Consider the following 25,671-nt stretch of genomic DNA (forward strand, 5'->3'; position numbering starts at 1 on the left):
AATCCTAAATATAAATCCCAAATTCCAACTTTAAAATTGGCATTTGGGTTTTTTAATTTATCAAACTAAGCTTGGTTTGCGTAATAGTTTTCCGTTTTCATTTTCTTTAAATTTTGGGACAAAAACTATTTCTTTTGGTTTTTCATACTTGTCTAAAACATCAAAAAAATCAATTGGAAAATCTTGTTTTTCACCTTCAATAACTAAAATTAATTTTTCTCCTAAAACAGAATCCGGAATTCCGGTTACAAAAAATCTTGAATTAATTTTTCCAATCAATTTTGCTTCAATTTGTTCAGGAATTAGTTTTACACCGCCGCTATTAATTACATTGTCGATCCTTCCTAAAAAAGTAAACTGATTTTCTCTTATTAATTCAATCAGATCATTAGTAACAATCGGTTCTGCAGAAATAGCAGGAATGTCAATTACCAAACATCCTCGATTGTCTTTAGTGATTTTTACATTAGGCAAAACAGTAAAAAATTTATCACCTATTTTTCTGGCTGCAATATGAGTAATTGTTTCGGTCATTCCATAAGTTTCATAAACTTCTGTCTTTAAAGGCAACAATTTTTCTTCTAGTTCTGTATCCATTTTTGCTCCTCCAACGATAAGTTTTTTGACTTTTTTTAAAGCTTTAATTGAATTTTGAACTTGCAGAGGTACCATCGCTACAAAATCGTATGCTGTCTTATTTAAAGCTAAAGGTTCCGTACTTGGCTCTGTAATATCCAAATCCAGACCAAGAATTAAACTCCTTACCAACATCATTTTTCCGGCTACAAATTTTACAGGTAAACATAGCAACGCCTTATTTCCGGGTTTTAAATCAAAAAAATCACCAGTAGCCAGTGCCGAATGTATCATGGCTTGTTTTTTTAACCGAACTAATTTAGGAAGACCAGTAGTTCCGGATGTTTTCATTTCGATATATTCTTTGTCATCGAACCAATCTAGTAAAAATTCTCCAATTGCCTGTTCGTTAGGATCCCCTTCTTTAATAAAACTATAGGCAGCGCTACGAAGTTCATCTCCATTTAAATGATGACCATTTATTTTAAAATAATTATGAACGTTTTTATGAGTTAATTGAATCATGGCTTAATAATTAATTGTTTCTGTAACAGTTATGTTACCTGTTAATTTTTCTTTCCAATTGTTCCATTGGTATTTTTTACTAAAAATAAAAAGCAAAATAGGGTAGATAATGACTACTGGTAAAATCACATCAAAACCTGCAGAAGGTTCTGATGTATCTATAAAAAGAGAATGTGTTTGAAAAACGGACCAATCTGAGGTTACCAGTAAAGCACCGGTCAGATTATTGGCAGCATGAAAGCCAAGTGCCAATTCCATTCCTTCGTCCATTAAGGTAATAATTCCTAAAAATAAGCCGGTACCAATATAATAGATCATAATGATATTGCCCATTTTGGTTACTTCTGGATTGAACAAATGCATAGAGCCAAATATTGCAGAAGTCATTAATAGCGGAAACCATCTGTTTTTAGCTAAATTAGCAAATCCCTGCATAAGATAACCTCTGAAAACATACTCTTCGGTACTGGTTTGTATTGGAATTAATATTGTTCCGATAACTGCTAAAATCAGGAAGGGAATAGGTTTGAAATTCAAAATAAATTGTTCAGGTGATTGAAAATAAATAAACAGGAAGCTTGCTACTGAAAATCCTGCCCATAATAGAAATGAAAATAAAATACGCTTGATGTCTACTGTTCTTCGAGAGGTTGTAATGGATAATAAACTTTGGTTATGAAGTTTTTTAACGACATAAAAGACTGCTGCCAAAGCGAAAGCAAATGAAATCATGACCAAAAATAAAGTCAGATTTGAATCAAACATTTTCATTAACATCGTATCATTTGTTGGGTAAGGTTTTTTATTAAAAAAGGTTTCAAATAAAACGACTGCAGAAAGGGGAATCTGGCCAATGAATGAAGCAATAATGATAAGTAGAGAGCCTAAAAGATATTTCCAAAATTTATTCTCGGGTTTAATTCCTTGTTCTAAAAACATGTATAAAAATTTTTCTAATTAGAATTCAGTTTAATAAGTAAATCTTACTTTTGGTATTGCTAAATTACCCCATTTGAAGTGAATCTATTTTAGCAAACATTAAATATAAGAAAATGATACAAATTTACCATAATCCACGTTGTGGGAAATCAAGAAATTGTCTGACCTTTCTTGATGAGGCTAATCTAAGTTATGAAATTATCTCTTACCTTACAGAAATACCTTCTTTTGGGGAGTTAAAAAGTTTAATCGAAAAATTAAACCTAAAGCCAATAGAATTAGTAAGAGTTAAAGAGAAAATCTGGATTGAAAATTTTAAAGGAAAAACATTAAGTGATACACAGATTATTCAGGGAATGGTTGATAATCCGATTTTGATTGAAAGACCGATTGTAATAAAAGAGGGGAAAGCTATTATTGGCCGTGATCTTGATAAAGTAAGCTCTTTTTTAGAATCAATGTAAAGTGTTGAATTAACATTATTTTGTGATTTCTTATTTTAAACCAAAAGCTACATTTGTGGTCTAAAAGCAAAAAGAAACCAAATAATAATGAAAAAATTCAAAATTGCGATATTATTCATATTTCTGTTTTCAGGAATATATAATTATGCACAAGAAAGAACTACAAGCCAAAACAAAGTAAAAGTTACCGGAAAAGTTTTAGAAAAAGTAACGAAACAGCCATTAGAATACGCTACTGTAACTATTAGTTTACCAAATGAAGCAAAAGTGGTTGCAGGAGGAATTACAAACCCAAAAGGAGAATTTGAAGTAGCTGTTGATCCTGGAACTTATGATATAAAAATTGAGTTTATCTCTTTTAAAGCAACAGAATATAAACAAAAAACCATACAGGAAAACACTAATTTAGGAGTTGTAAACTTGTCTGAAGACGCAGCGCAATTAAACGAGGTTGTGATTCGTGCAGAAAAATCAACAGTTGAAATTAAATTAGATAAAAAAGTTTACAATGTTGGCCAGGACATGATTGTAAAAGGAGGAACTGTTAGTGATGTTTTAGAAAATGTACCATCTGTTTCTGTAGATGTAGAAGGGAATGTAAGTTTGCGAGGAAACGAAAATGTACGAATTTTTATAGACGGTCGACCTTCTAATGCATTAAATATGGCTGAGGCTTTACGCCAAATTCCTGCAGATGCGATTGATAAAGTTGAAGTAATCACCAACCCATCGGCACGTTATGATGCCGAAGGAGGAGCTGGGATTCTAAACATTATTTTGAAAAAAGGAAAAAACTTAGGCTTTAATGGAAGTTTTATTGCCTCTACAGGAATTCCTGAAACCTATGGTTTGAGCGCCGATTTGAATTACAAAACTAAAAAACTAAACTTTTTTACTTCTACGGGATACAATTATAGAACAAGTAAAGGATCTGGTTTGACTAATAGTGCTAACGGTACTAATCTAAATACTAATAATGGTGTTATAAATAGCTATACTGATGAATATAGAGATACAGAGCGAATTAGAAAAGGAATTTCTACAAAAACAGGAGTAGAATGGACTGTGGCTCCTAATACTTTTTGGACAAACTCCATTAGCTATAGAGACAATAGTGGCACTAACAATGATTTAGTAAATTATAATAATTTTGATTCAGATAAAAATTTCACAGGAAAACGTTATCGTTTGAGTGCAGGAGACGATACTGGAAAAGATACCGAATTTGCTTCTAATTTATTAAAGAATTTCAACGACAAAGGACATAAATTAACGGTAGATGTTTCTTATGCAATCAATAAAGATGCAGATAATTCTCTTATTACTGATGAAACTATTGGTAGTAGCAATCCTGCTAAATTAGATTTTACTAAAAACAATCAAAAACAAAACATGTTTCAAGTGCAGACAGATTATGTTTTACCTTTTGAAAATGGAAGCCAATTTGAAGCAGGTTACAAAGGAAACTTTAATAATCTAACGAATCCATACGTTGTTATGCCTAATAACGTAATCAATACCGACCTTTCAAATACCTTAGAATATAACGAACGTATTAATGCTTTGTACACTCAATATGGATTTAAATTGAATAAGTTCTCTTATCTATTAGGATTGCGTTGGGAAGATACTAAAATTGATGTCAATCTATTAGATACACAAAATTACAATACTAAAAAATACAATAATTTTTTTCCTAGTGCTTTTATCAACTATGAAATATCAGATGAAAGCAGTGTTTCTTTGAGTTATAGCAAACGTTTGTCCAGGCCTAGAGGACGTTTCTTAAATCCAGCTACTAATTACTCCAGTAATATCAATTTATTTAGAGGAAATCCAGACTTGGATCCTTCTTTTACAGATAAATTTGACTTAGGTTATCTAAAAAAATGGGATAAAGTAACTTTTAGTACTTCGATTTATTTTGAAAACACAAAAGATGTATTTTCATTTGTTCGTACCGAAACAGGTGAATTTGTAACAACACAAAACCCGAATCCAGATTATGACTCAAACGATCCAAATAGCCCGGAATTTCTTGAAACAAAAAATCCAGTAATTTTAAGCAGCCCAATCAATTTAGCCAAAGAGCAAAAATTTGGTTTAGAATTCACATTGAACTACAGTCCATTCAAGATTTGGAAAATAAACAGTAGTTTCAACCTAGCTGATGTAAAAACAACTGGCGACTATATTTACAAACCTGCTGTAGGCGATGAAATAACACAAAATTTAGACAACGAAACTTTCTCTTGGTTTTCTAGAGTAAACTCTCGTTTAACGCTTCCTTACAAAATTGACTGGCAATTATCCGGAATGTATTTTAGCCCACAAAATACAGCTCAAGGAAAAAGCTTAGGGAATTATGTAGTCAATACTGCATTTAGCAAAGACATCTTAAAAGACAAAGCTACGATTGCTTTTAATGTAAGTGACTTATTTAATTCCAGAAAAATGAAATCGGAAGTTAATTTGTCAAGTGTTAATTCGTACAGCGAATTTCAGTGGAGAAAAAGACAATTCAACCTGTCATTTACGTACCGCTTGAACATGAAAAAAACAGACAAAAACAAAAACATGCCAAAAAATAATGATGGCGGAGGTGATGGCGGAGGAGATTTTCCGGGATAATATAATTTAAATCCAAAAATGTTAAAAATCTAAATTCCAATTTTGAAAACTAAATTATTAAGTGACTTAATTGGAATTTGGATTTTTATAAATAAAAAAAAGGACTCGTAAAAACGGGTCCTTTTTTTATGAAATCAATTTAAAATTAAATTGACTGTTCTTGTTTCTTCTTTGCTCTTTTCTCTTTGAACATTTCCCAGCTAGCACCCGTAACCCAAAAAGATACGAATCCAACCAAGAAAAACATCAACCAAAACCCTATAGTTAGTATGGTCAAGAAAAGTAAAAAACCTAAGTACTGTGAAAATTCAAACATGTTTTCCGGAATTTTTGAATGTAAGGACAAATGTATGTTTTATATTTTTTCTTAGCAATAAAAACCAAATCAATTTTTATAAAATGACAATTATCCGTATATTTAAACTCATTTTAAATAAGAGGTTTTAATCATTATCTTTTAAAAGTCTAAAATAGAAGGATATGAGTGTTTTCAGGAGCTCTTCCTGCTGTACACTATATCTTTTATTCCGAACCCCGGCATAAAAGGATGCCGTTCCCATCAGGGCTACGGCAACCGTTTTCATAAGAAGTTTCGTTTAATAATAATATTTTACAGATTACTAATAACACTTTACAAATAACAAAATGAAATACAGAATAGAAAAAGATACAATGGGCGAAGTACAAGTCCCAGCCGATAAATACTGGGGTGCTCAAACAGAACGTTCCAGAAACAATTTTAAAATTGGTCCATCGGCATCCATGCCGCCAGAAATCATTGAAGGTTTTGCTTACCTTAAAAGAGCAGCAGCTTATGCCAATTACGATTTAGGCGTTTTATCAATTGAAAAGCGTGATGCGATTGCAGCAGTATGTGACGAAATTTTAGAAGGAAAATTAGATGATCAATTTCCTCTTGTTATTTGGCAAACCGGTTCAGGAACACAAAGCAACATGAACGTCAATGAAGTCATTGCAAATCGTGCTCAGGTTCTTAAAGGTTTTGAAATTGGCGAAGGCGAACAATTTATAAAAGCTAATGATGATGTCAATAAATCGCAGTCATCAAATGATACTTTTCCAACCGGAATGCATATTGCGGCTTACAAAATGGTGGTTGAAACCACAATTCCTGGAGTTGAAAAACTGCATTCGACTTTATTAAAAAAAGCAGCTGAATTTAAAGATGTAGTAAAAATTGGGCGTACACATCTTATGGATGCTACACCTTTAACATTAGGTCAGGAAATTTCAGGATATGCTGCACAATTAGCATACGGATTAAAAGCATTGAAAAACACATTAGCTCATTTATCTGAAATCGCTTTAGGCGGAACTGCAGTTGGAACAGGATTAAATACGCCAAAAGGCTACGACGTAAAAGTCGCCGAATATATTGCAAAATTTACAAAACATCCATTTGTTACTGCGGAGAATAAATTTGAAGCTTTGGCAGCTCATGATGCAATTGTTGAATCCCACGGCGCTTTAAAACAATTGGCTGTGTCTTTAAACAAAATTGCCAATGATGTTCGGATGCTGGCTTCAGGCCCACGTTCCGGAATTGGTGAAATTCATATTCCTGAAAATGAACCGGGTTCTTCTATCATGCCAGGAAAAGTAAATCCAACCCAATGTGAGGCTTTAACAATGGTTTGTGCTCAGGTTATTGGAAACGATGTGGCTATTTCAGTAGGAGGAATGCAGGGACAGTATGAATTAAATGTTTTTAAACCGGTAATGGCAGCAAACTTTTTACAGTCGGCAAGATTGCTCGGTGATGTCTGTGTTTCTTTTGACGAACATTGCGCTCAGGGAATCGAACCAAATTACAAACGTATCAAAGAACTAGTTGATAATTCTTTAATGCTAGTTACAGCTTTAAATACTAAAATTGGCTATTACAAGGCTGCGGAAATAGCACAAACCGCACACAAAAACGGAACAACACTCAAAGAAGAAGCTGTTCGTTTAGGTTACGTAACGTCGGAAGATTTTGACGATTGGGTAAAACCTGAAGAAATGGTTTAGATTAATTTTAATGATTAATTTAAAAAAGAGCTTGAAAAGTTTAAACCTTTCAAGCTCTTTTTTAGGTCAACAATCAACAATCAACAATCAACAATCAACAATCAACCATTCACATAGTCTTGTAAGTAGCTAAATCTTTCTGTTAACTTTCCGTTTTCGGTAATTTTGGCTCTTTTTAAAATCCCATCTTTATCTCCATTAAAGAAAGCCGGAATAACATGTTCCATAAATTGTTCGCCAAAACCTTCGCTGGCGTCTTTTGGAATTTCACAAGGCAAATTATCAACAGCCATTACTACAACTGCAGCTGGGTGAAAAATATCAACTTCTTTATTTTCTGATGGCAGATATCCGTATAAAGGTTCAGCTATGGTTGAGGAACGTATCGTACAGGCAATTGGGCCGTTCACATCGCAAGAGATATCAGCAACAACTCTTATATTACAATCTTTAGCATTCAGCATTTCCTGAGTCAGAATTCTGGGTGCATTATTTCCGTAAAAATGCCCTGCAATATAAATATCGCTGACTTTAGTGAATTTTTCAAAATCAGAAGTATAAGCTTCCGGATGTTCTGTAAAATCTATAAAATCAAGTACTTGATCATCAATTCTCTTGTTGTATTCTAAAGCATCCAATTGAACATAAACAGACTGCGTATAATTTTTAGTCAAATAATTATCTACAGTAACTTCTTTTACTTTTATGGCTTTTAAAATTTCCAAAGCGCCGTTTCCTACTTTTCCGGTTCCTGTGATTACAAATTTTAATGGTGGTAAAGTTATACGTTTCAAATGCGTTATGAGCGCTTCTTTACCTGAAAGAGTTTCTGCTTTTGGCAGTTTAAACAATTCAAATTTTATCCCGAATGCACGAATTCCGTTATAAGCACCAACCATTCCGGCGTATTTTCCAAAACCAATTAATCTGCGATTATGTTCATCTACGATGGTTTCATGATCGTATAAATTGATGTTTTTTTCTAATATCGCTTGCAGGAGCTTTTTATTGTAAGGCTGTTTTTTTATAGTATGTGAAAAGAAGAAATAGGACTTATTCGGAATTAAAGCATCAACCGGAACTTCTTTTACGCCAAATAGAATATCACAATCTGAAACATTATCTGCAACAGTAATGCCCATACTTTTGTATTGCATATCGGAAAAAATTCTAATGTCTGAACTTTCCACAGTTACAGAGGCTTCCGGATACACCTGTTTTAATTTTGCTAATTCATCAGGTGTAAAGACAACGCGTCTGTCTGGTGGATTTTTTCTTTCTTTGATTATTCCGAATTTCATTTTAATGGGTTTAAAATATTTTATAATATAACTTTTTTAGTGTATTTTGTTTTAAATGTAACAAAAATAGTTAAATTTTTGTTGCTATTTTCTTATTTTTAATGATTAGTAATTGTTAAGTATTGATATACAATGAAATAACTTAAAATCTTATTAATTATATGTTAAAAATAAAACTTATGTATGATAAAAAGGGCAAAACAAAAGTATTGAATTCTATATATTTGTTTTTCAAGAACGATGCAAATGAGATTCCTAAAAAAAGCAAATATACCACAAATACTTTTTCTAATATTAGTTTTAAGCTCCTGTGGTAAAGACAAAAAAACTAAACCTGACAAAATTTCTGAAGTAAAAGACACGCTGGGCAAAATGATCCCAATGGGGCCTGAAAAAAAGATAACCACAGCTTATATCAATTCTGTAAAAGGAAGAATAAATCATTTTTACAATAAAAATTGGCCAAATAATAGTATGAATGGCAGTTTTTTGGTAGCAAAAAATGGGCAGATTATATTTGAAAGATACAATGGCTACGCTAATAAAAATGCGGAGACAAAAATTGGTGCCGACACCCCTGTGCAAATTGCTTCTGTAAGCAAGGTATTGACTGCAACTGCTGTTTTAAAATTAATTAATTCAGGTAAGATTGAACTGGATCAAAAAGTAAATACTATTTTAAAAACATTTCCTTACGAAGAATGTACTGTACGAATGTTATTGTGTCATCGCAGCGGAATGCGAAATTATGCTTATTTTACAGATCACGATAAATCGGTTTGGGACAGACATAACCAATTAACAAACAAAGATATTTTACAGATTCTGGCAACAAAACAAATAGGTTTAGAATCAAAGGTTGGTACCCGTTTTGGTTATTGCAATACCAATTATGCGATGCTGGCACTTATTATTGAAAAAATAACAGGCTTGAAGTATAAAGAAGCTATGTATCAAATGATTTTCAAACCTTTAGGAATGAAACATACTTATGTTTTTGACGATGACAAGGAGAGAAAAAAGATTGTTCCTTCATATAAAGGGAATGGAGCAGAGATTGGTTTTGATTATCTGGATAATGTTTACGGAGATAAAAATGTCTTTTCAACAGCACGTGATCTTTTAAAATTTGACAGAGCCAGAAATGCTCCAGGCTTTTTAAAACCGGCTTTATTAAAAGAGGTTTATACCGGACAGAGCAATGAACGAAAAGGTACAAAAAACTATGGTTTGGGTATTAGAATGATAAATTGGGAAACGGGTCAAAATTTTTATTTTCATAATGGCTGGTGGCACGGAAATACTTCATCTTATATTACACTTCAAAAAGAAAATGTTACCATTATTGCTTTATCAAATAAAATGAACAGGAATACATATGCAGTCCGAAAACTGGCGCCAATTTTTGGTGATTATCCGTTTAATTTCAAAGACGAAGAATAATTAATTTTAATTAAAATTTATACAGATTCTAATTGTAAAAAGTCTAAATTTGCAAACTCATTTTTGGGGTCGACTGGTTTTGACAGCAAGTCGAATTGAAAAGTAAGCACGTCGAGCATTGAGACCTTGCTCGTAAATATAAGATCTTAACACTTTTACACGGCGAAAATAACTACGCTTTAGCTGCATAATCTGAATTATAGTAAGATTAGCCACGTCCCTATAAGATAGGGAAGCTGGATTCTCCTTGAAAGCCTTGGTTTGTGGCGGTCAGTCTAGGGGAACCGTAAAAATAAACCTAGATTTCCATGAGCTTCGGGTGGGTATCGAAATTAAGAAGATAAGTGTTGAGTGGTTGTTTCTGACCTGGCTTAACATCGAAAATCCAATCAGGAAATAAACGTGTAGAAAGCTCTTTAATTGCTTGTTTGGACCCGGGTTCGATTCCCGGCGACTCCACAAAAAGGGAAGGTATTTAGATATCTTCCCTTTTTTTTTTAGTACGTAAATAATTGAAAATCTCTCGAATTTTTACATTTAATTTTGTTTTAAGTTTTCTTTATAGGTGATATAGTTTTAAAACTTATCTTCATTATTGACATTGTGTATCTGGGTTATTTTTTTTATTTTAGCTAATGGCAAACGTTTTTTTTCTTTCATATAAGGTCGAGATTATTAATCGCACAAAAAAGTAGTAAAATAGTGCCTGTTCCTTCTTAGTCATAAAATGCATCAATGAAATTAACAGAAAACAAAGACCTTTTTCAAACCGTTTTTAACTCTGCATCAAACGGTATCGCGGTCATACAGTCTTTTTATAATGACGAAGGGAAGATTGAAGATTTTTCGATTTTGCTACTAAATACTTATATTCTCGATTGGATTGGTGATATAGATTATAAAGGTAAATTATATAGCAATATTTTTCCTGCTGTAAAAGAAGCAGGTATCCTGATGAAATTGATTGAGGTAGTCGAAACCGGAATCACTGCTAGATTTGAAAGCTGGTATGAAAGAGAGGATGTGAAATATTGGTTTCGTTTTACTGTGGTAAAGCAAAATGAAATATTGGTGGTGACAACAGATGATATTACTGAAAGTAAACAATCAGAAATTGCTCTTAGTGAAGCATTGAATAAAGCAGAGAAACAAAAAAGACTATACGATTCTATTACCAGCAATACGCCTGATCTGGTATATGTTTTTGACCTCGACTACAATTTTACTTATGCTAATAAGGCCTTACTTAACATGTGGGGCAAATCTGCTGAAGATGCCATTGGATTAGGTTTACGTGAAAATGGTTACGAAGAATGGCATGCGCAAATGCATGAAAGGGAAATAGATGAAATAGTTGCAAATAAAAAAACGATCAGGGGTACAGTTTCATTTCCACATGCGGAATTAGGCTCTCGTATCTATGATTATATTCTTACTCCCGTCATTAATGAAAATGGAATAGTTGAAGCTGTTGCAGGGACTACCAGGGATATTACCGAAATAAAGCAGGCAGAAGAAAAACTACAGCAGAGTGAAACTCGCTTTCGCAATATGATTGAACAAGCACCAGTAGCTATGTTGCTTTCTAAAGGAGTTGATGTCGTTATTGAAAGCATAAACAAGCCTATGCTTAAGTTTATGAACAAAAAAACAGCAGATGAGGCTCTCGGGGAAAAAATGCTGGAAATATTACCAGAACTTTCAGGTCAGCCGGCACTTCAGACTGTTATTAATGTCCATAAAACAGGAATACCTTTTAGGGGAGATGAACAGCCTGTTGATTTAATAATTGACGGAAAACTGGAACGGCGTTATTATAATTTCTCTTATGACTGTATTAAAGAAACTGAAGAGGATTCTGCAGTACTACACATGGCTATGGACGTAACGGAGCAAGTACTGTCCAGAAGAAAATTAGAAGACAGTGAGAGCCGATTAAGATCTATGATTGCTCAGACTCCCTGTGCCACTTTGGTGTTAAAGGGTGATGATTTGGTGATAGAACAGATCAATAAACAAATGCTTGAAATGATTGGCCGAGAAGAAGAAATAATCGGCATGCCATTGATTGATGTTTTACCTGAATTGGAAGGGCAATTTGTTTGGTCGCAGGTACAGAATGTTTATAATAATGGAATTTCTTTTGATCAGAGTGAAGTGCTTGTTCCGCATAATCGTACAGGCGAAATAAAAGAATACTACTATAATCTTGCCTATCGTCCGTTAATTGAAGATAATCAAATAACCGGAATGATTCAGACAGCTGTTGATGTTACAGAACAAGTCATAGCAAGGAAAAAATTAGAAGAAAGCGAAAATCGTTTCCGTGCTTTGGTAAATGCTTCATCAGATGTAGTATATCGCATGAATGCAGACTGGACCGTAATGTGGAATCTGGAAGACAACGGAATACTTTCTGATACGGGCGAACCGATTTTAAATTGGAAGGATAAATATATTCATCCCAATGATCAGGAAAAGGTTGCAAAAGCTACATCTGATGCTATAGCAAACAAAAGTATAGTTGAACTGGAACATAGGGTGCTGAACTCAGATGGTACAATGAGCTGGACTTTTTCAAGAGCCATACCGGTTTTGAACGAACAGGGTAATATTATTGAATGGTTTGGCTCTGCAACAGACATTACTGCACAAAAAGAGGTACAAGAAATTATTAGGGAAAGCGAAGAAAAATTCAGGCAGCTTGCCGATCTTGTGCCACAAATCATCTGGACGGGAGAACCGGACGGCTTTGTAGATTATTATAATAAGCGTTGGTATGAATATACCGCTTTTGACGAAAATGAATTTGGAGACTCTAGCTGGATTCCATTAATGCATCCGGATGATGTGTCACTTGTAGTAGAGTTTTGGTATAAAAGTGTTCAAACAGGTAATCCTTATCAGTTTGAATTTCGTTTAAAGAATGGAAAAACAGGACAATACCGTTGGTTTTTAAGTAAGGCTTTACCAATTATTGACAAGACGGGGACAATAAAAAAATGGTTTGGAACCTGTACTGATATCCATGAACAAAAAACCATTACTGAAAAATTGGAGAGTCTGGTAGCTGAACGTACAAAAGAATTACAGCGCTCTAATGAAGACCTGCAGCAGTTTGCCCATGTGGCATCCCATGATCTAAAAGAACCTGTACGAAAAATAAAAACGTTTACCAGTCGTCTGGAGGATCATCTTCATGGCAAATTAGACGAGATGGCATTGAAATATATCGAAAGGGTGCACGTTGCCACAGATCGGATGTTTAATATGATTGATGGAGTGCTGGCATACTCTAAAATTAATGCCGATTTGCAAAAACCGACACGGATTGATTTGAATGAAGTTATAAAAAATATTGAAACTGATCTTGAAGTTTCTTTGCAAAAAAAAGGAGGGAAAATCCATTATAATGATCTGCCAACCCTGGAAGGTGCATTAGTCTTGATTTATCAGCTTTTTTATAACCTTATCAATAATTCTATTAAATTTGGTAAAGCAGATACAAAACCACAAATAACAATACTTTCTAAAATTATTCTTGAAAAAGAAAGAAGGTCTGCAGTAATTACATTAGCAGATAATGGAATTGGTTTTGAGCAAAATCAGGCTGAACGAATATTTGAGACTTTTACACGTCTAAATTCTAAAGACAGATATGAAGGTACAGGTTTAGGATTGTCACTTTGCAAAAAGATAGTAGAGCGACATGAAGGAACCATAACTGCTACAGGCATTCTTGGTTCAGGAGCTACGTTTATTATCACACTTCCATTGCGACAAAAAGAAAATGATATTTAAAAATGAATAAAAAAATAATTTTATTGGCAGATGATGACACAGACGACACAGAATTGTTTTGTGAGGCATTAACAGATATTGATGAAAATATACTATACTATACTGCATATAATGGTGGAGAAGCATTAAAGTTACTTACCGGACTAAATGAAAAGCCCAAGCTTATTTTTCTAGACCTCAACATGCCTGTCATGAATGGTTGGGACTGTCTGAAATTATTAAAAAAGGATAAGCAATATGAAGACATACCTGTCATTATGATTTCAACATCTTCCCATAAAAAGGATATTGAAACGGCTTCTAGTCTGGGTGCTATTGGTTATTTTGTAAAGCCAAATACTTATAAAGATTTAAGACATATTTTACATTCACTTACAGAAAACCTTGAAAATGGTTTGCAAGATGCAATCGCTGATATGCAAAAAAAAGGATCTATGAATATTTTTGGATTTAATGGGATTATCTAAGATTGATCAATAATCTTAATAAATGAGATTATTTTCCCTTGGACAGATCAAACCTTCCAAATTAAAATATCACTTCTGTTTTTATAGGTGAACTTGACAAAAAAAATGATAAAACAACCATTATTCAGAAAGCATAAAATTTTATCATTCCGTAACACTAAGGTAAATGCCTTTCAGGTTTAAATCAATAAAATTGCAAGTCATTTTTAGAAAGACAATCCAGTCTTATAAAACTTAATTTGTAATAGATTAACCTATGATTTTAAAAAGTATATTTCCAAATAAAAAAAGCAAAGCTACTTGTTTAGTATTACTGTTTTTGATTTTTTTTACCAGCATTGTTTCAGCACAAAAACAGTCCAAAATCGATGGCGTTCAGGTTGCTTTTTTATCGGATGTGCATTTACAGGATTTGTTTGGAAAGTTTTCAGATAGTGATTATCAGGGTGTTTTAAATCCGAAAACAGGACAATATACTTTATTGAGAACGATGGCTTCTCAACTGCATTCAACGAGAATATTTAATGAAAACTATTTTGCTTTTATTGCTGCCCTGGATGATATTGCAAAGCGAAAGGTCAAATACGTGGCACTTCCGGGTGATTATACAGATGACGGTCAGCCCATTCACGTTCGCGGATTAGAAGGAATTCTCAATCAGTATCAAAAAAAATACGGTATTGAATTTTTCATCACAACCGGAAACCACGACCCCGTTGGGCCTTTTGCACAAGAATCCGGTAAAGAAGATTTTCTGGGAGAATCTGGTAAAAGTCAGCCTATTTTCAGTAAAGAAGGAATATATAAACCGAATTTGATTACCGAAAATCCTGTTGTGGTAACGGGCGATATTGCCAAAATGGGGTATTTAGGAATCACGAATGGTCTGCAAAACTTTGGTTTTTGTCCGAATAAAAAATATAAATTCTGGGCAACACCTTTTTCGACGTATACCAATCAGGATTATAGTTTTGAAAAAGCCTCTGAAGCTGCAAAATTATCAAACAGGGTTTATGATGTTGCGCCGGGTTACGAAGTTCCGGATGCAAGTTATGTAGTTGAACCCATTGACGGACTCTGGTTAATGGCGATTGATGGGAATGTTTATATTCCGAAGAAAAATGCTGCAGATCCTAAAAATTCTAAAAGTTATTCGGAAGCGAGTACAGGTTATAACAATGTGCTTTCGAATAAAAAGCATTTGATAAAATGGGTCGAAAACATTTCGGCGCAAGCCAAAGAACAGGGCAAAACATTGATTGCTTTTAGCCATTTTCCGATGATTGATTTTAATGATGACGCTTCCGAGGAAATAAAAGAATTATTAGGGCCAAACAAATGGCAATTGAACAGAGTTCCTGTTGAAGAAGTCGCGCAAACCTTTGCAGATGCCGGATTGAAAATTCATTTTGGCGGGCACATGCATATTAACGATACCGGAATTCGTACAACAGCAAAAGGAAATACTTTGGTCAATATACAAACACCATCTTTGGCAGCCTATATTCCGGCTTATAAATTATTGACAATTAAGAAAGACAATCTGCTCGATATTCAGACTATCGCAATTGATAAAGTTAAACGTTATAACGAACTTTTTGATTTGTATAAAATGGAATATCAGTTTTTAGAGAGTCAGCAAACTAAGGATATTTGGAACAAAGCTATTTTAGATACTAAAAACTACCACGATTTTACCGATTTTCACCTGAAAGAATTAGTACGTTTACGCTTTTTATCAGATGATTGGCCTTCATTGTTCAAAGATTTTTTCTTGAAAATTTCCGGTTACGATTTATTTATTTTGGCGAATATTCAAGCAGATAAAGATTTTGATTATATTCTGAAAAATAAAGAAACCTTAAAAAAAGAATGGGTAGAATCCGAACAAAAGTCAAACAAAATTTTAGCCAAAAACAAACTTAAAAAGGAAGATCTTAACTGGACAGGTTATGATTTTCTGGTGGATTTCTATCGTTTCCGCAGTGCTGATGAATTGGCTTTAACCGATGTTGGTCAAAATAGAGCCAAAGCATATAAATTAGTAACACAATCATTCTTCGAAAATCATAAAGAGGATAATTCAAAAGAGAAACCGCTGCAAAACCAATTGCATTTGTTTTTAATTATATTCAATAAATTCATGCACGAAGTTCCTGCCGATCATTTTAGTGTAGATTTGAAGAATGGCGTCATTGAGGGATTGAAATAATTTAACCGCAAAGAGCGCTAAGATTTATACAAGGTTCGCAAAGTTTTATTAATAAAGCTTTGCGAACTTTGCGTTTTATGACCACAAATTAGGTAAAAACTTTTGCGTTCTTTGCGGTTAAATTTTATTCAGTACAACCTGAAACTATTTCCCTCCATTTACCGGATTAGTTCTCGCATAACTCCCATCATCATATTTTATCTCATAAGGCGAATCAAAAAAGGTACTTGGCAAATAATAATCAGTTGTAATGATTTGTGCCCCTGAAGCCTTTGCAGCATTAAAATGACTGTAATCATTAGCACGGGCTTCTTTCGTGTCAGAATCTGCTCTGGTTCTGATGATGTACCCTTTTTTAACTAAATCTGTAATTGTCGAATCTTCAGAATTGTTTCTGAATAAAGTCGCTGCTTCGGGTTTTCCTAGCTCAGCATTGATAAAAACAGCACGGCCTTTTAATGATGGATGATTCAAAGCATACAAATCTCTTTTGGCTCCGTTATTATCTAAAATAAATAAGAATTTGCCTTTTGCATTTTTCAGCGTTGGCCAGTTGTTATTTAAAACCGCTTCTTCCAGCGTTTTGTATTTTCCACGCACCATGTCTGGGGTAATTAACTTATTTCCTAAACCTTTGCGAAGTTCTTTGTCTAAAGCGTCGAACAATTCAGGTGTAAATTTCTCTGCCTTTGTGCCTAAGAAACTGTCGTCATCTTTTGGTTCAAGTGTAATAAAAACAGGAACATGATCCGGATTGGCATCAGACCATTTTTTTAATTCTGCAAGACAATTTTGTAAAGTGTAACATGAAGTTCTAAAATCAATATCGATCATATGGAATACTTTAAATCCCGGTTTTTTCATTTCTCCATTCGAATCATAGACTTCTTCAGATTTGGCGATATCCAAACCTTTTGGATGCGCATATTTTCCGCCTTTAGGATCAGCCTGAACATCAATTTCAAGATTACGCAAGCCTTTGTTTAATTGGTCTGTAAGGCTGATATGCGTGTATTGCAGCCCTTTTAAAGAACGCGAAGTATCTTTTGCCTGAATAGTATTGTACAAATCACTTTCGATAGCGTGTCTATAGCTGTTGTGTGAGCCAATAACCTGTAGTTGATTGATTTTTAAATCGTCGCTTTGTGCATTTGAATTTAAAATTACAGTTATAGTAATTAAAAATGTAAACAGAATTTGTTTCATAAATTTTGAAAATAGGAATTGATAAATGGAGTGAGGACGAGACAGGTGAACTTTGTTGTTTTTCGAGAGTACTAAATTAAAATCAAGATATGATTTTTATGTTAGATAAAGAAAAAGAAATAGCAAACAGGCTGTAACTTTTGTCTTGAAAAAGTAGTATTAATAAAGCAAAAGTATAGATTCCTTAATTTAAAGATAACTTTCAGGAAAAAAACAATGGTATTACATTTTATTAATTTACACCACTAAATACTACTTCAAGAACTTATGAATAATCCTGAAACTTTTGAAAAAACGTATACCCAATACTGGAAAAAGCTGACTGCCTTTTCGTATACGATGACTCAGGATAACGACCTGTCACAGAATATTGTCCAGGATGTTTTTGTCGATTTATGGGAAAGAAAAAGTGATATCGATATAAACGCCATAGAACCTTATTTATTCAGAGCAGTAAAAAACCAGGTTTTTAAACATTATCAGAATAATAGATTTGATAAGACGATACTGGAAGATAAATTTGAAGATTATGTAATTGATCATTTTGCTACGATTGATCCTGAGATTATGGATTTAATTTATTCATTATTAGACAAACTTCCCGAAAAAAGAAAAGAGGTTTTGCTGATGTATAAAATGCAGGATATGACAATTGATCAAATCGCTGATGAGCTCGGAATATCAAAACAAACCGTAAAAAACCAAATAACTTCAGCGTTAAAACAATTGCGGGAAGGCCTGAAAGACCTGGCCTGGCTTGCCCCATTTATTATTTTTCATCAAAACTTTTAAGATAACTTTCTGTTCATGTTTTCATAATATTTCATGATAGTACGATTTTAGATTTTCGGTACTTATAGATAACAATACGTATTATGGTAAAAAGAATAAAACATAGTTTAGAATATCTTATCGATAAAAGTATGCGTAATAAAGCAACTGAAGCAGAAGAAAATTTGCTGAATGATTTTGCTTTAAACGAATATCAAAATTTTAAATGGGATGAAAATGTAATGGGAAATTCAAATGAAGTTTCTGAAAATATATATGAAGGAATTCAATTCCGAATAGGAAAAAAGAAAACCTTTAAACCGTACTTAAAATATATAGCTGCTGCCAGTATTCTTTTTCTTGTTGGTTTAGGATTTTTATTCAAACCAGAGGTTGTTAATGAAAAGCAACTCACATTCAAAACGTCAGATGTCCCCAAGTCTATCAAATTAAGTGATGGCTCGAAAATTTATCTGGCAGCAAATTCATTATTTCAATATCCTGAAAAATTTGAAGGAGAGGAGAGAAAAGTTTCTCTATTAAAAGGAAATGCCTTTTTTGAAGTGGCAAAAGACAAAAAGCATCCTTTTATTATTACTTCAGGAGAAATTAAAACAAGGGTTTTGGGAACCTCATTTCACATTCAAATGTCAAAATCAAAATGTGAAGTAATTGTGGTAACCGGAAGAGTAAATGTTTCTTCAAAAGGACAAAGTGTCGATTTGATTCCGTATGAAGAGGCTTTGTTTTTGGGTGAAAAGCTAACCCGACTTCCTGTAGATAAAGTATTGGCAATGAATTGGTATACAACGGATATTACTATGAATGAAGCGACCCTGAAACAGGTAATTACGGTTTTACAATACAAATACGGAGTAACATTTGAATGCGAAAATAAGCAGGTTTTTAGTATTCCGGTTACTGTATTTATCGACAAGAAAGCTTCTCTTGAAAGCATATTGAAACAAATAAATTATATCACAAACCTAAAATTTAATGTTTATGGCGAAACAGTAAAAGTGAACTAAAATCAAAAAAAAAGCAGTTGCTGAGAACAACTGCGATTAATAATTAAGTATCGAAAAACCAATAACTTAAATCATGTATTTTAAACGAATCAATTTAAATTTTCTAAAGAGCACTTTCTTTTTAGTTCTGGCGCTATTGTCCGTTCAAAGCGGTTACAGTATCACCAATCTTAAAAAATCAAATGTAAAAAATAAAGTAGAAAAAGCGACATTAGTTTCTATTTTTTCAAAACTTAGCGAGCAAACAGGCTACAAGTTTAGTTACGGACAAGCCATTATTGTAGATAATACTACTTATTCTGTGAGTTACAGCGACGAATCTATAGCGGTAATTTTAAGCGATCTTTCTAAAAAAGCCAATTTTAATTATAACATTAACGGAAAATTAGTTCTAATTCAGAAAACAGTTCCCGCAAAAAAGACTAATGAAGCTGCAGATAAGATTAGGGTAAAAGGAAAAATTGTTGACGAAAATGGTGTGCCAATGCCTGGTGTAAGCATTTTAGAAGCAACAACCAAAAATGCTTCTGTCAGTAATTTTGACGGAGAATTCGAAATTACGGTTGAAGAAGGAAGAAATCTTGAGATTTCGTATTTAGGATATAAAATGAAAACCGTTGTGGCTCAAAAGGGTTTTATGACAATTCAGTTAGAACCAAACACATCTGAATTAAGCGAAGTTTTGGTAGTAGGTTATGGAAAACAGTCTAAAAAAGATGTAACCGGAGCTGTAACACAATTAGAAGCTGCAAATTTTAAACAGGGAGTGAATGTTTCTGTAGATAATTTAATTCAGGGAAAAGTGGCCGGAGTGCGTGTTGTCAATACAAGCGGAGAGCCGGGAGCAGGTGTAAATGTTACCATTCGCGGAGTTGGATCTATCAGAAGCGGAAGTACCCCATTGTTTGTGGTTGATGGTGTTCCGTTATCTAATGATGATGTGAGTCCTTCGGGGACTAATGTTGGTTTTGGAACTTCGGCTGCAAAAAATCCTTTAAACTTTTTAAATACAAGTGATATTGAATCGATTACCGTTTTAAAAGATGCTTCTGCAGCAGCAATTTACGGGGCAAGAGGATCTAATGGAGTTGTATTGGTTACAACAAAAAAAGGATCAAAAGGCGAGGGAACGATGACTTTTGATTCGTATTTAGGAGTTGCAACAGTAGCTAATAAACTGGATGTTTTAAGTGCAGACCAATACAGAAACGCTATTAAAGATCCGGCATTTGACCATGGAGGAAATACAGACTGGCAGGATGTAATTTACAGAACAGCCATTACTACAAATAATGCTTTGTCTTTTGCAAAACAAACAGATTCAGGAAATTATTATGCATCTCTTGCCCAAATGGATCAGGAAGGGGTAATTAATAACAGTAATTTCAAACGCATTTCAGGTAGAATTAATGCTGCTGAGTCATTTTTAGACAACAAACGTTTAAAATTAAAAATGAATCTTACAGCCAGTGAAACAAAAGATAATGGAGTTCCGACCAGTGATGATGGAGGTTCAAACGGACAATTGATCGTACATACTTTGATGGCAAACCCAACAAGACCTGTTTTTGACGCTGATGGTAATTACACGAATTTTAACATGAATGCGCATTATAATCCGGCCTATTTATTAAGTATTTACGAGGATGAAACACGCACTTTGAGAGTTTTAGGAAACTTAGAGGCTTCTTTTCGAATTGTTAATGGATTAGAGTACAAATTAAACGTTGGTATCGACCGCTCAACAGCTGAACGTAATACTACAATTTATCCAAACTTAACCGATTTGAATCCGAAAGGAAAATATGTACAGAATAATCTGGATTCTAAAAACTCTTTGATTGAGCATTATCTTACGTATAATTTATTGGTGGATAAACACAAGTTTGAAGTTTTAGGAGGATTCTCGTACCAAAAATTTGAAAGATCCGGAACAAGTTTCAGTATAGACGGAATTACGGATCAGGGCGTTGGTGTTAAACCTTCAATTAATCCGGGTTTTGAGGGAACACAATCAGGAACAACAGGTTATGCTCAGGAAAATGAATTGCAGTCTTATTTCGGAAGACTAAACTATACTTTTAATGATAAATATCTTTTAACAGCTTCCATGAGAGCAGACGGTTCTACCCGTTTTGGAGATAATAATAAATACGGTTACTTTCCTTCATTTGCTTTGGGATGGAATGTTTCTAAAGAAAGTTTCTTAGAAAATGTAAAGGAATTAAGCAACTTAAAACTAAGAGCAAGTTGGGGACAAACAGGAAACCAGGAAGTGGAAAATAAATTAACAAAAGCAAGTTATTCTTTGTCGGGTGCTGATGGATATTATTTGTATGATGATCTGAATCTGGTAAATGGAGTTTCTGTAGTCAGAACAGCAAATCCTGATTTAAAATGGGAGGTTGTAACACAATACAATCTAGGCTTAGATTTTAGTTTATGGAATGATAAACTGTACGGAACTTTTGATTATTTCAACAAAACAACTACTGATGCCATATTAAATGTGCCTTCTCCATCATTGAGTCCAACAACAACGATCTGGACGAATATTAATCAGGGTAAGATCATTAATAAAGGTTTTGAGTTTATGTTCGGTTCAAAATTAATAGAGACAAAAGATTTTAGCCTGAATATCGATATGAACGGTGCAACCTTAAAAAATAAAATAGAAGACTTGCCGGTTTCAGAAATTTTAACAGGAACTATTTCAGGACCGGGACAATCCGGAGTGAATGCAAATATTTACAAAAGCGGTTATGCAGCAGGATCATTTTATTTGTTAGAGCATATTGGTTTTGATGAAAATGGAGGTAACATTTTCAGAGATACCAATAATGATGGAAAAATTGATAACAGTGACAGGGTAATTATCGAAGGGGCTCTGCCTACTTTTTACTATGGGTTTAATACTGATATGAAATATAAAAACTTTAGTCTGTCATTTTCTATAATCGGTCAGACAGGAGGTTATTTGTTGAATAATACAGGATTAAATGCTTTAAATATTAACAACTTAGCTTCAGATAGAAACGTGGCTTCAGGATATTATGAATCGGGTGCGAATCCTGCAAACTCACCAATTTTATCTACTTTGTTTTTAGAAAAATCAGATTTTATCAGATTAAATACAGCGCGTTTAGGATATAATTTCGACTTAAAAAGTGTAAGCTGGCTAAACGGATTAACACTTTATGTAACAGGTCAGAATTTAATCACGATCACGAATTATTCCGGATACGATCCTTTGATTAACAGTCCGAAATCAAACGGTGGCAACCAATCTATAGGTATTGATTATGCTGCTTACCCAACTTCCAGGACTTTTAGCTTTGGAGCAACTTTAAAATTATAATTATCATGAAGACAAAAACTATTTTTAGTATAAAAATTATAACAATATTCACTTTTATATTTCTTTTAAACAGCTGTACAGATCTTGATGAGGTTGTTTTGGATGAAGTTTTAGGAGCAGAGGCTTCTAATCCAGAGGGAGCACTTGCCGCAGCTTATGACAGATTAGGAGACGGAACTTTTACAGATCATGGAGGTGTATTTTCTTTACAGGAATACACTACAGACGAAGCTATTTTACCAACACGCGGAAGCGACTGGGGAGATGGAGGAAAATGGAGAGACATGCACGAGTTTACCTGGAAATCTGATAATGCTGTTGTTGGAAATGGCTGGAATTTATTAACAAACGGAATTACACGTTCTTTAACAGCAATTAAGTCTATCGAAGAAAGTACGATAACTGATAAGAAGTTATTTTTGGCTGAAGCAAAAGCACTTTTAGCGTATTATACCTACTCAACTTTAGACTTATACGGACAAGCACCTTATAGAGATCCATTGACTCCAAATGCGCCGTTACAAATTTTAAAAGCAGATACTCATATTGATCAGTTGATTAAAGATGTCGAAGCTTTGATACCGGATTTGGCTAATATTGGAGAACAGCGTACCTATCACGGACGTTTTACAAAACAAGCCGCTTATGCTTTTTTAGGTACAATGTATTTAAACCGTGCCGTATTAAAAGACCGTTATAATGCAGCTTCAAATTTCAATTTTAATGAAGCTGCCGTAACCGGTACAGGAACTGATATGGATCGTGTTATTTATTATACTTCATTATTAATTGACTCAGGGAAATTTGCTTTAGAGAGTAATTATTTCAAGAACTTTGATATGGATAACAACAACGGATCGGAACTTATTTTTGCTATCGCTCAAAAGATCGACTATATCCGTAATGGTTCTAACAGTTTTGCCTACGTTTGTATGGAGCGTAACCAAAGGGTTTCTGCTGCAAACAGAGGAACAAATGCGGCCTGTACAACTCCTGAATTTTACGCAACCTGGGACGGAAATCATGATGACCCAAGATTTCACAGAACTTATCAGTATGCTGATGGTACCTGGTTTATGAATGATGGTACTGATGTTAGTGTTCCTGCAACAGATATCGTTCCTAAAAGTGATAATAAACCCTGGTTTCATTTTAACAGAGGAATTATGGCCGGACCGCAGTATGGACCAAAATTACTGACTTCGGCAGCTTTTGAAATGACTGCTGACGGACGTATAAAAGTGTCTCCGTTATATATGGAAAAAAGCAGCACAACCCGAATGGATTTTACGCCATCTTTAACTTTTCAAAATCCAGCTCAGGCTATTTTTGCTCAAAACGAAATCAATCAGGGAGCTCGTATTTTTAAATATGAATTTGATCCTGAAGAAGGAAATGGTTCCAGTAATGTTGATATATCGTTATATCGTTTAGGCGGAATTTACACCATGAGGGCAGAGGCTTATTTCAGAAAAGGAAGTAATGGTTTAGCAATGGATGACCTTAATAAACTGCGTACAAGCAGAAAGAGAGAATCTTTATATGGTAATGCAGCTGGAAAAGCCTTAACGTCTATAGACGAAACTGTTTTATATAATGAAATAGGTTTCGAACTGTATTGGGAATTATACAGAAGACCACAGATGATACGTTTTGGAAAATTTGATTTGTCAGGGACTGCTAAACCAGCTACTGAACCTTTTAGAAGAATATTTCCAATTCCGCAATCGGTTATAGATAATAAAGAATTTGATCAAAATTTCAGATACGATTAAGTTTTGTGTGTTAGTTTATTTTTTTTTTACAAACAGCCTGTTTTGAAAGAGACAGGCTGTTTTATTTATGAAATAATCATACTATATTAGTATAAGAGAATGCAATAAATGTATAACCAGAGCTAATCCATAATCAAGTTTTATTACCTGTAGTTTGCATCAAAACTACTAAAAGATCAATTTTTTAAGTTAATAATAGTATGTTTTTAAGATCATTAAAGCGCTTGCTTTTTTTATCAAGAAAGAGCAAATATTCTTATAAATAATTATTAAAACAATATTTATTCGTTTTTTTTGAACCTAAATGAGGCGATTGTTTAAAAAATTAATAATATTGTGTTTTCGAAACAAATTTACAAATGCCATCAAATTCAAGTTTAGATCAAAGTAAACTCCTTCATGAGTTATCTCAGGGAAGCGAACTGGCATTTACAAAATTATATAACCAATATAAAAATATTGTTTATTCTACCGCATTAAAAATTACAAAATCAAAAATTTTAGCTGAAGAAGCTGTTCAGGATGTCTTTTTAAAAATTTGGCAAAATCATGAAAATTTAGCCGAAATAACAAATCTTGAAAATTATCTTTTTATTATTTCCCGCAATCATATTTTTGATATGATTAAAAAAATAGCAAGAGAAGCTGCTTTGTCAACAGATATCAATTATAAAAATGCAGCTTCGGATAATGCTGATAACGCTATTAAAGATGATCAGTATAATATTATTTTAAATCAAATAATTGAACAGCTTCCCCCTCAGCAGCAAAAAATCTACAAAATGGCAAGATGGGAGGGGTTAAGCCACCAAAAAATTGGTGAAACATTAGGTATTTCTACAGAAACGGTTAAAAAGCACATGGCTCAGGCCCTGAAGTTTGTTCGTTTTAAAATTTCTCCTTACATGAATATGTTCATGTCAATTCTTTTGTTTCTTCTGTTATCTGTTTTTGCTTAAACATTAGTATCGAACCTTCCCATTTTATTTTTTTTGCATTTTTTTTTCACTTTAGACTACTCCCTCCCTCTTTTTTAATCGTCTTTATAATAAAGAACACTATTTATTTTGGGTTTGCCCCCTGTTTTTAGAGGTTTTTGTAAAAAAAAATAATAAATTCTAAACTCCCCAGGTTTACCATTTA

The 25,671-nt window shown here is 33.5% G+C and carries 17 protein-coding genes and 1 other RNA gene; 13 read left to right on the forward strand and 5 right to left on the reverse strand.

The window, feature by feature from the left end; genetic code table 11:
• Positions 1–60 precede the first annotated feature (60 nt).
• Positions 61–1,101 carry an AMP-binding protein gene (locus tag ACEN2I_RS01775; RefSeq protein WP_441764401.1) on the reverse strand — a complete coding sequence of 347 codons (1,041 nt, stop codon included), beginning with the start codon at positions 1,099–1,101 and terminating at the stop codon, positions 61–63.
• 3 nt (positions 1,102–1,104) lie between these two features.
• On the reverse strand, positions 1,105–2,040 hold the full coding sequence (locus ACEN2I_RS01780; RefSeq protein ID WP_441764402.1) for a CPBP family intramembrane glutamic endopeptidase: 936 nt from the start codon (positions 2,038–2,040) through the stop codon (positions 1,105–1,107).
• Between the two features lie 113 nt (positions 2,041–2,153).
• On the opposite strand from ACEN2I_RS01780, the gene ACEN2I_RS01785 reads away from it, so the two are divergent.
• Together ACEN2I_RS01785 and ACEN2I_RS01790 are read left to right on the forward strand one after the other, a co-directional pair.
• Positions 2,154–2,504: an arsenate reductase family protein gene (locus tag ACEN2I_RS01785; RefSeq protein WP_441764403.1), complete on the forward strand. Its 351-nt coding sequence runs from the start codon at positions 2,154–2,156 to the stop codon at positions 2,502–2,504.
• 87 nt (positions 2,505–2,591) lie between these two features.
• The gene (locus tag ACEN2I_RS01790; protein ID WP_441764404.1) at positions 2,592–5,135 is read left to right on the forward strand and encodes a TonB-dependent receptor domain-containing protein; all 2,544 of its coding nucleotides are present in this window, start codon (positions 2,592–2,594) and stop codon (positions 5,133–5,135) included.
• A gap of 443 nt (positions 5,136–5,578) precedes the next feature.
• On the opposite strand, the gene ACEN2I_RS01795 is transcribed toward ACEN2I_RS01790, so the two are convergent.
• Positions 5,579–5,719 carry a hypothetical protein gene (locus ACEN2I_RS01795; protein WP_441764405.1) on the reverse strand — a complete coding sequence of 47 codons (141 nt, stop codon included), beginning with the start codon at positions 5,717–5,719 and terminating at the stop codon, positions 5,579–5,581.
• A gap of 61 nt (positions 5,720–5,780) precedes the next feature.
• Here ACEN2I_RS01795 and fumC point away from each other — a divergent pair, with 61 nt between their 5' ends.
• On the forward strand, positions 5,781–7,166 hold the full coding sequence (gene fumC / locus ACEN2I_RS01800; protein WP_441764406.1) for a class II fumarate hydratase: 1,386 nt from the start codon (positions 5,781–5,783) through the stop codon (positions 7,164–7,166).
• Between the two features lie 101 nt (positions 7,167–7,267).
• On the opposite strand, the gene ACEN2I_RS01805 is transcribed toward fumC, so the two are convergent.
• On the reverse strand, positions 7,268–8,467 hold the full coding sequence (locus ACEN2I_RS01805) for an NAD(P)-dependent oxidoreductase (RefSeq protein WP_441764407.1): 1,200 nt from the start codon (positions 8,465–8,467) through the stop codon (positions 7,268–7,270).
• 240 nt (positions 8,468–8,707) lie between these two features.
• On the opposite strand from ACEN2I_RS01805, the gene ACEN2I_RS01810 reads away from it, so the two are divergent.
• The 5 genes from ACEN2I_RS01810 to ACEN2I_RS01830 all read left to right on the forward strand — a co-directional run bounded on the left by ACEN2I_RS01810 (position 8,708) and on the right by ACEN2I_RS01830 (position 16,390).
• Positions 8,708–9,910 (forward strand): serine hydrolase domain-containing protein, encoded by a 1,203-nt coding sequence (locus ACEN2I_RS01810; RefSeq protein ID WP_441764408.1) that lies wholly within the window; start codon positions 8,708–8,710, stop codon positions 9,908–9,910.
• 65 nt (positions 9,911–9,975) lie between these two features.
• Positions 9,976–10,372: a transfer-messenger RNA gene (gene ssrA / locus ACEN2I_RS01815) on the forward strand.
• A gap of 273 nt (positions 10,373–10,645) precedes the next feature.
• Entirely contained in the window at positions 10,646–13,711 is a 3,066-nt protein-coding gene (locus ACEN2I_RS01820; protein WP_441764409.1) for a PAS domain S-box protein, read from the forward strand.
• A 2-nt stretch (positions 13,712–13,713) separates the two neighbouring features.
• Positions 13,714–14,178, forward strand: a complete 465-nt coding sequence (locus tag ACEN2I_RS01825) for a response regulator (RefSeq protein WP_441764410.1) — start codon at positions 13,714–13,716, stop codon at positions 14,176–14,178.
• A 256-nt stretch (positions 14,179–14,434) separates the two neighbouring features.
• The gene (locus ACEN2I_RS01830) at positions 14,435–16,390 is read left to right on the forward strand and encodes a metallophosphoesterase (protein ID WP_441764411.1); all 1,956 of its coding nucleotides are present in this window, start codon (positions 14,435–14,437) and stop codon (positions 16,388–16,390) included.
• Positions 16,391–16,534: 144 nt separating this feature from the next.
• On the opposite strand, the gene ACEN2I_RS01835 is transcribed toward ACEN2I_RS01830, so the two are convergent.
• Positions 16,535–17,596 (reverse strand): phosphatidylinositol-specific phospholipase C1-like protein, encoded by a 1,062-nt coding sequence (locus ACEN2I_RS01835; RefSeq protein ID WP_441764412.1) that lies wholly within the window; start codon positions 17,594–17,596, stop codon positions 16,535–16,537.
• A 267-nt stretch (positions 17,597–17,863) separates the two neighbouring features.
• Between ACEN2I_RS01835 and ACEN2I_RS01840 the strand changes: the two genes are divergently transcribed.
• The 5 genes from ACEN2I_RS01840 (at position 17,864) to ACEN2I_RS01860 (ending at position 25,487) form a co-directional block, all read left to right on the forward strand.
• The gene (locus tag ACEN2I_RS01840) at positions 17,864–18,388 is read left to right on the forward strand and encodes an RNA polymerase sigma-70 factor (RefSeq protein WP_441764413.1); all 525 of its coding nucleotides are present in this window, start codon (positions 17,864–17,866) and stop codon (positions 18,386–18,388) included.
• An 83-nt stretch (positions 18,389–18,471) separates the two neighbouring features.
• Positions 18,472–19,395, forward strand: coding sequence for a FecR family protein (locus ACEN2I_RS01845; RefSeq protein WP_441764414.1), 924 nt, complete (start codon positions 18,472–18,474; stop codon positions 19,393–19,395).
• A 73-nt stretch (positions 19,396–19,468) separates the two neighbouring features.
• On the forward strand, positions 19,469–22,753 hold the full coding sequence (locus tag ACEN2I_RS01850) for a SusC/RagA family TonB-linked outer membrane protein (RefSeq protein ID WP_441764415.1): 3,285 nt from the start codon (positions 19,469–19,471) through the stop codon (positions 22,751–22,753).
• 5 nt (positions 22,754–22,758) lie between these two features.
• The gene (locus tag ACEN2I_RS01855; protein WP_441764416.1) at positions 22,759–24,528 is read left to right on the forward strand and encodes a RagB/SusD family nutrient uptake outer membrane protein; all 1,770 of its coding nucleotides are present in this window, start codon (positions 22,759–22,761) and stop codon (positions 24,526–24,528) included.
• Positions 24,529–24,887: 359 nt separating this feature from the next.
• Positions 24,888–25,487 (forward strand): RNA polymerase sigma factor, encoded by a 600-nt coding sequence (locus ACEN2I_RS01860; protein ID WP_441764417.1) that lies wholly within the window; start codon positions 24,888–24,890, stop codon positions 25,485–25,487.
• Positions 25,488–25,671: the final 184 nt, after the last annotated feature.

The sequence above is a fragment of the Flavobacterium sp. W22_SRS_FK3 genome (genome assembly GCF_052113665.1).
Taxonomy (GTDB): domain Bacteria; phylum Bacteroidota; class Bacteroidia; order Flavobacteriales; family Flavobacteriaceae; genus Flavobacterium.

Coding starts and splice junctions, on each gene's coding strand:
- ACEN2I_RS01775 (WP_441764401.1), bottom strand. CDS start 1,101: ATGATTCAATTAACTCATAAAAACGTTCATAATTATTTTAAAATAAAT.
- ACEN2I_RS01780 (WP_441764402.1), bottom strand. CDS start 2,040: ATGTTTTTAGAACAAGGAATTAAACCCGAGAATAAATTTTGGAAATAT.
- ACEN2I_RS01785 (WP_441764403.1), top strand. CDS start 2,154: ATGATACAAATTTACCATAATCCACGTTGTGGGAAATCAAGAAATTGT.
- ACEN2I_RS01790 (WP_441764404.1), top strand. CDS start 2,592: ATGAAAAAATTCAAAATTGCGATATTATTCATATTTCTGTTTTCAGGA.
- ACEN2I_RS01795 (WP_441764405.1), bottom strand. CDS start 5,719: ATGAAAACGGTTGCCGTAGCCCTGATGGGAACGGCATCCTTTTATGCC.
- fumC (WP_441764406.1), top strand. CDS start 5,781: ATGAAATACAGAATAGAAAAAGATACAATGGGCGAAGTACAAGTCCCA.
- ACEN2I_RS01805 (WP_441764407.1), bottom strand. CDS start 8,467: ATGAAATTCGGAATAATCAAAGAAAGAAAAAATCCACCAGACAGACGC.
- ACEN2I_RS01810 (WP_441764408.1), top strand. CDS start 8,708: ATGCAAATGAGATTCCTAAAAAAAGCAAATATACCACAAATACTTTTT.
- ACEN2I_RS01820 (WP_441764409.1), top strand. CDS start 10,646: ATGAAATTAACAGAAAACAAAGACCTTTTTCAAACCGTTTTTAACTCT.
- ACEN2I_RS01825 (WP_441764410.1), top strand. CDS start 13,714: ATGAATAAAAAAATAATTTTATTGGCAGATGATGACACAGACGACACA.
- ACEN2I_RS01830 (WP_441764411.1), top strand. CDS start 14,435: ATGATTTTAAAAAGTATATTTCCAAATAAAAAAAGCAAAGCTACTTGT.
- ACEN2I_RS01835 (WP_441764412.1), bottom strand. CDS start 17,596: ATGAAACAAATTCTGTTTACATTTTTAATTACTATAACTGTAATTTTA.
- ACEN2I_RS01840 (WP_441764413.1), top strand. CDS start 17,864: ATGAATAATCCTGAAACTTTTGAAAAAACGTATACCCAATACTGGAAA.
- ACEN2I_RS01845 (WP_441764414.1), top strand. CDS start 18,472: ATGGTAAAAAGAATAAAACATAGTTTAGAATATCTTATCGATAAAAGT.
- ACEN2I_RS01850 (WP_441764415.1), top strand. CDS start 19,469: ATGTATTTTAAACGAATCAATTTAAATTTTCTAAAGAGCACTTTCTTT.
- ACEN2I_RS01855 (WP_441764416.1), top strand. CDS start 22,759: ATGAAGACAAAAACTATTTTTAGTATAAAAATTATAACAATATTCACT.
- ACEN2I_RS01860 (WP_441764417.1), top strand. CDS start 24,888: ATGCCATCAAATTCAAGTTTAGATCAAAGTAAACTCCTTCATGAGTTA.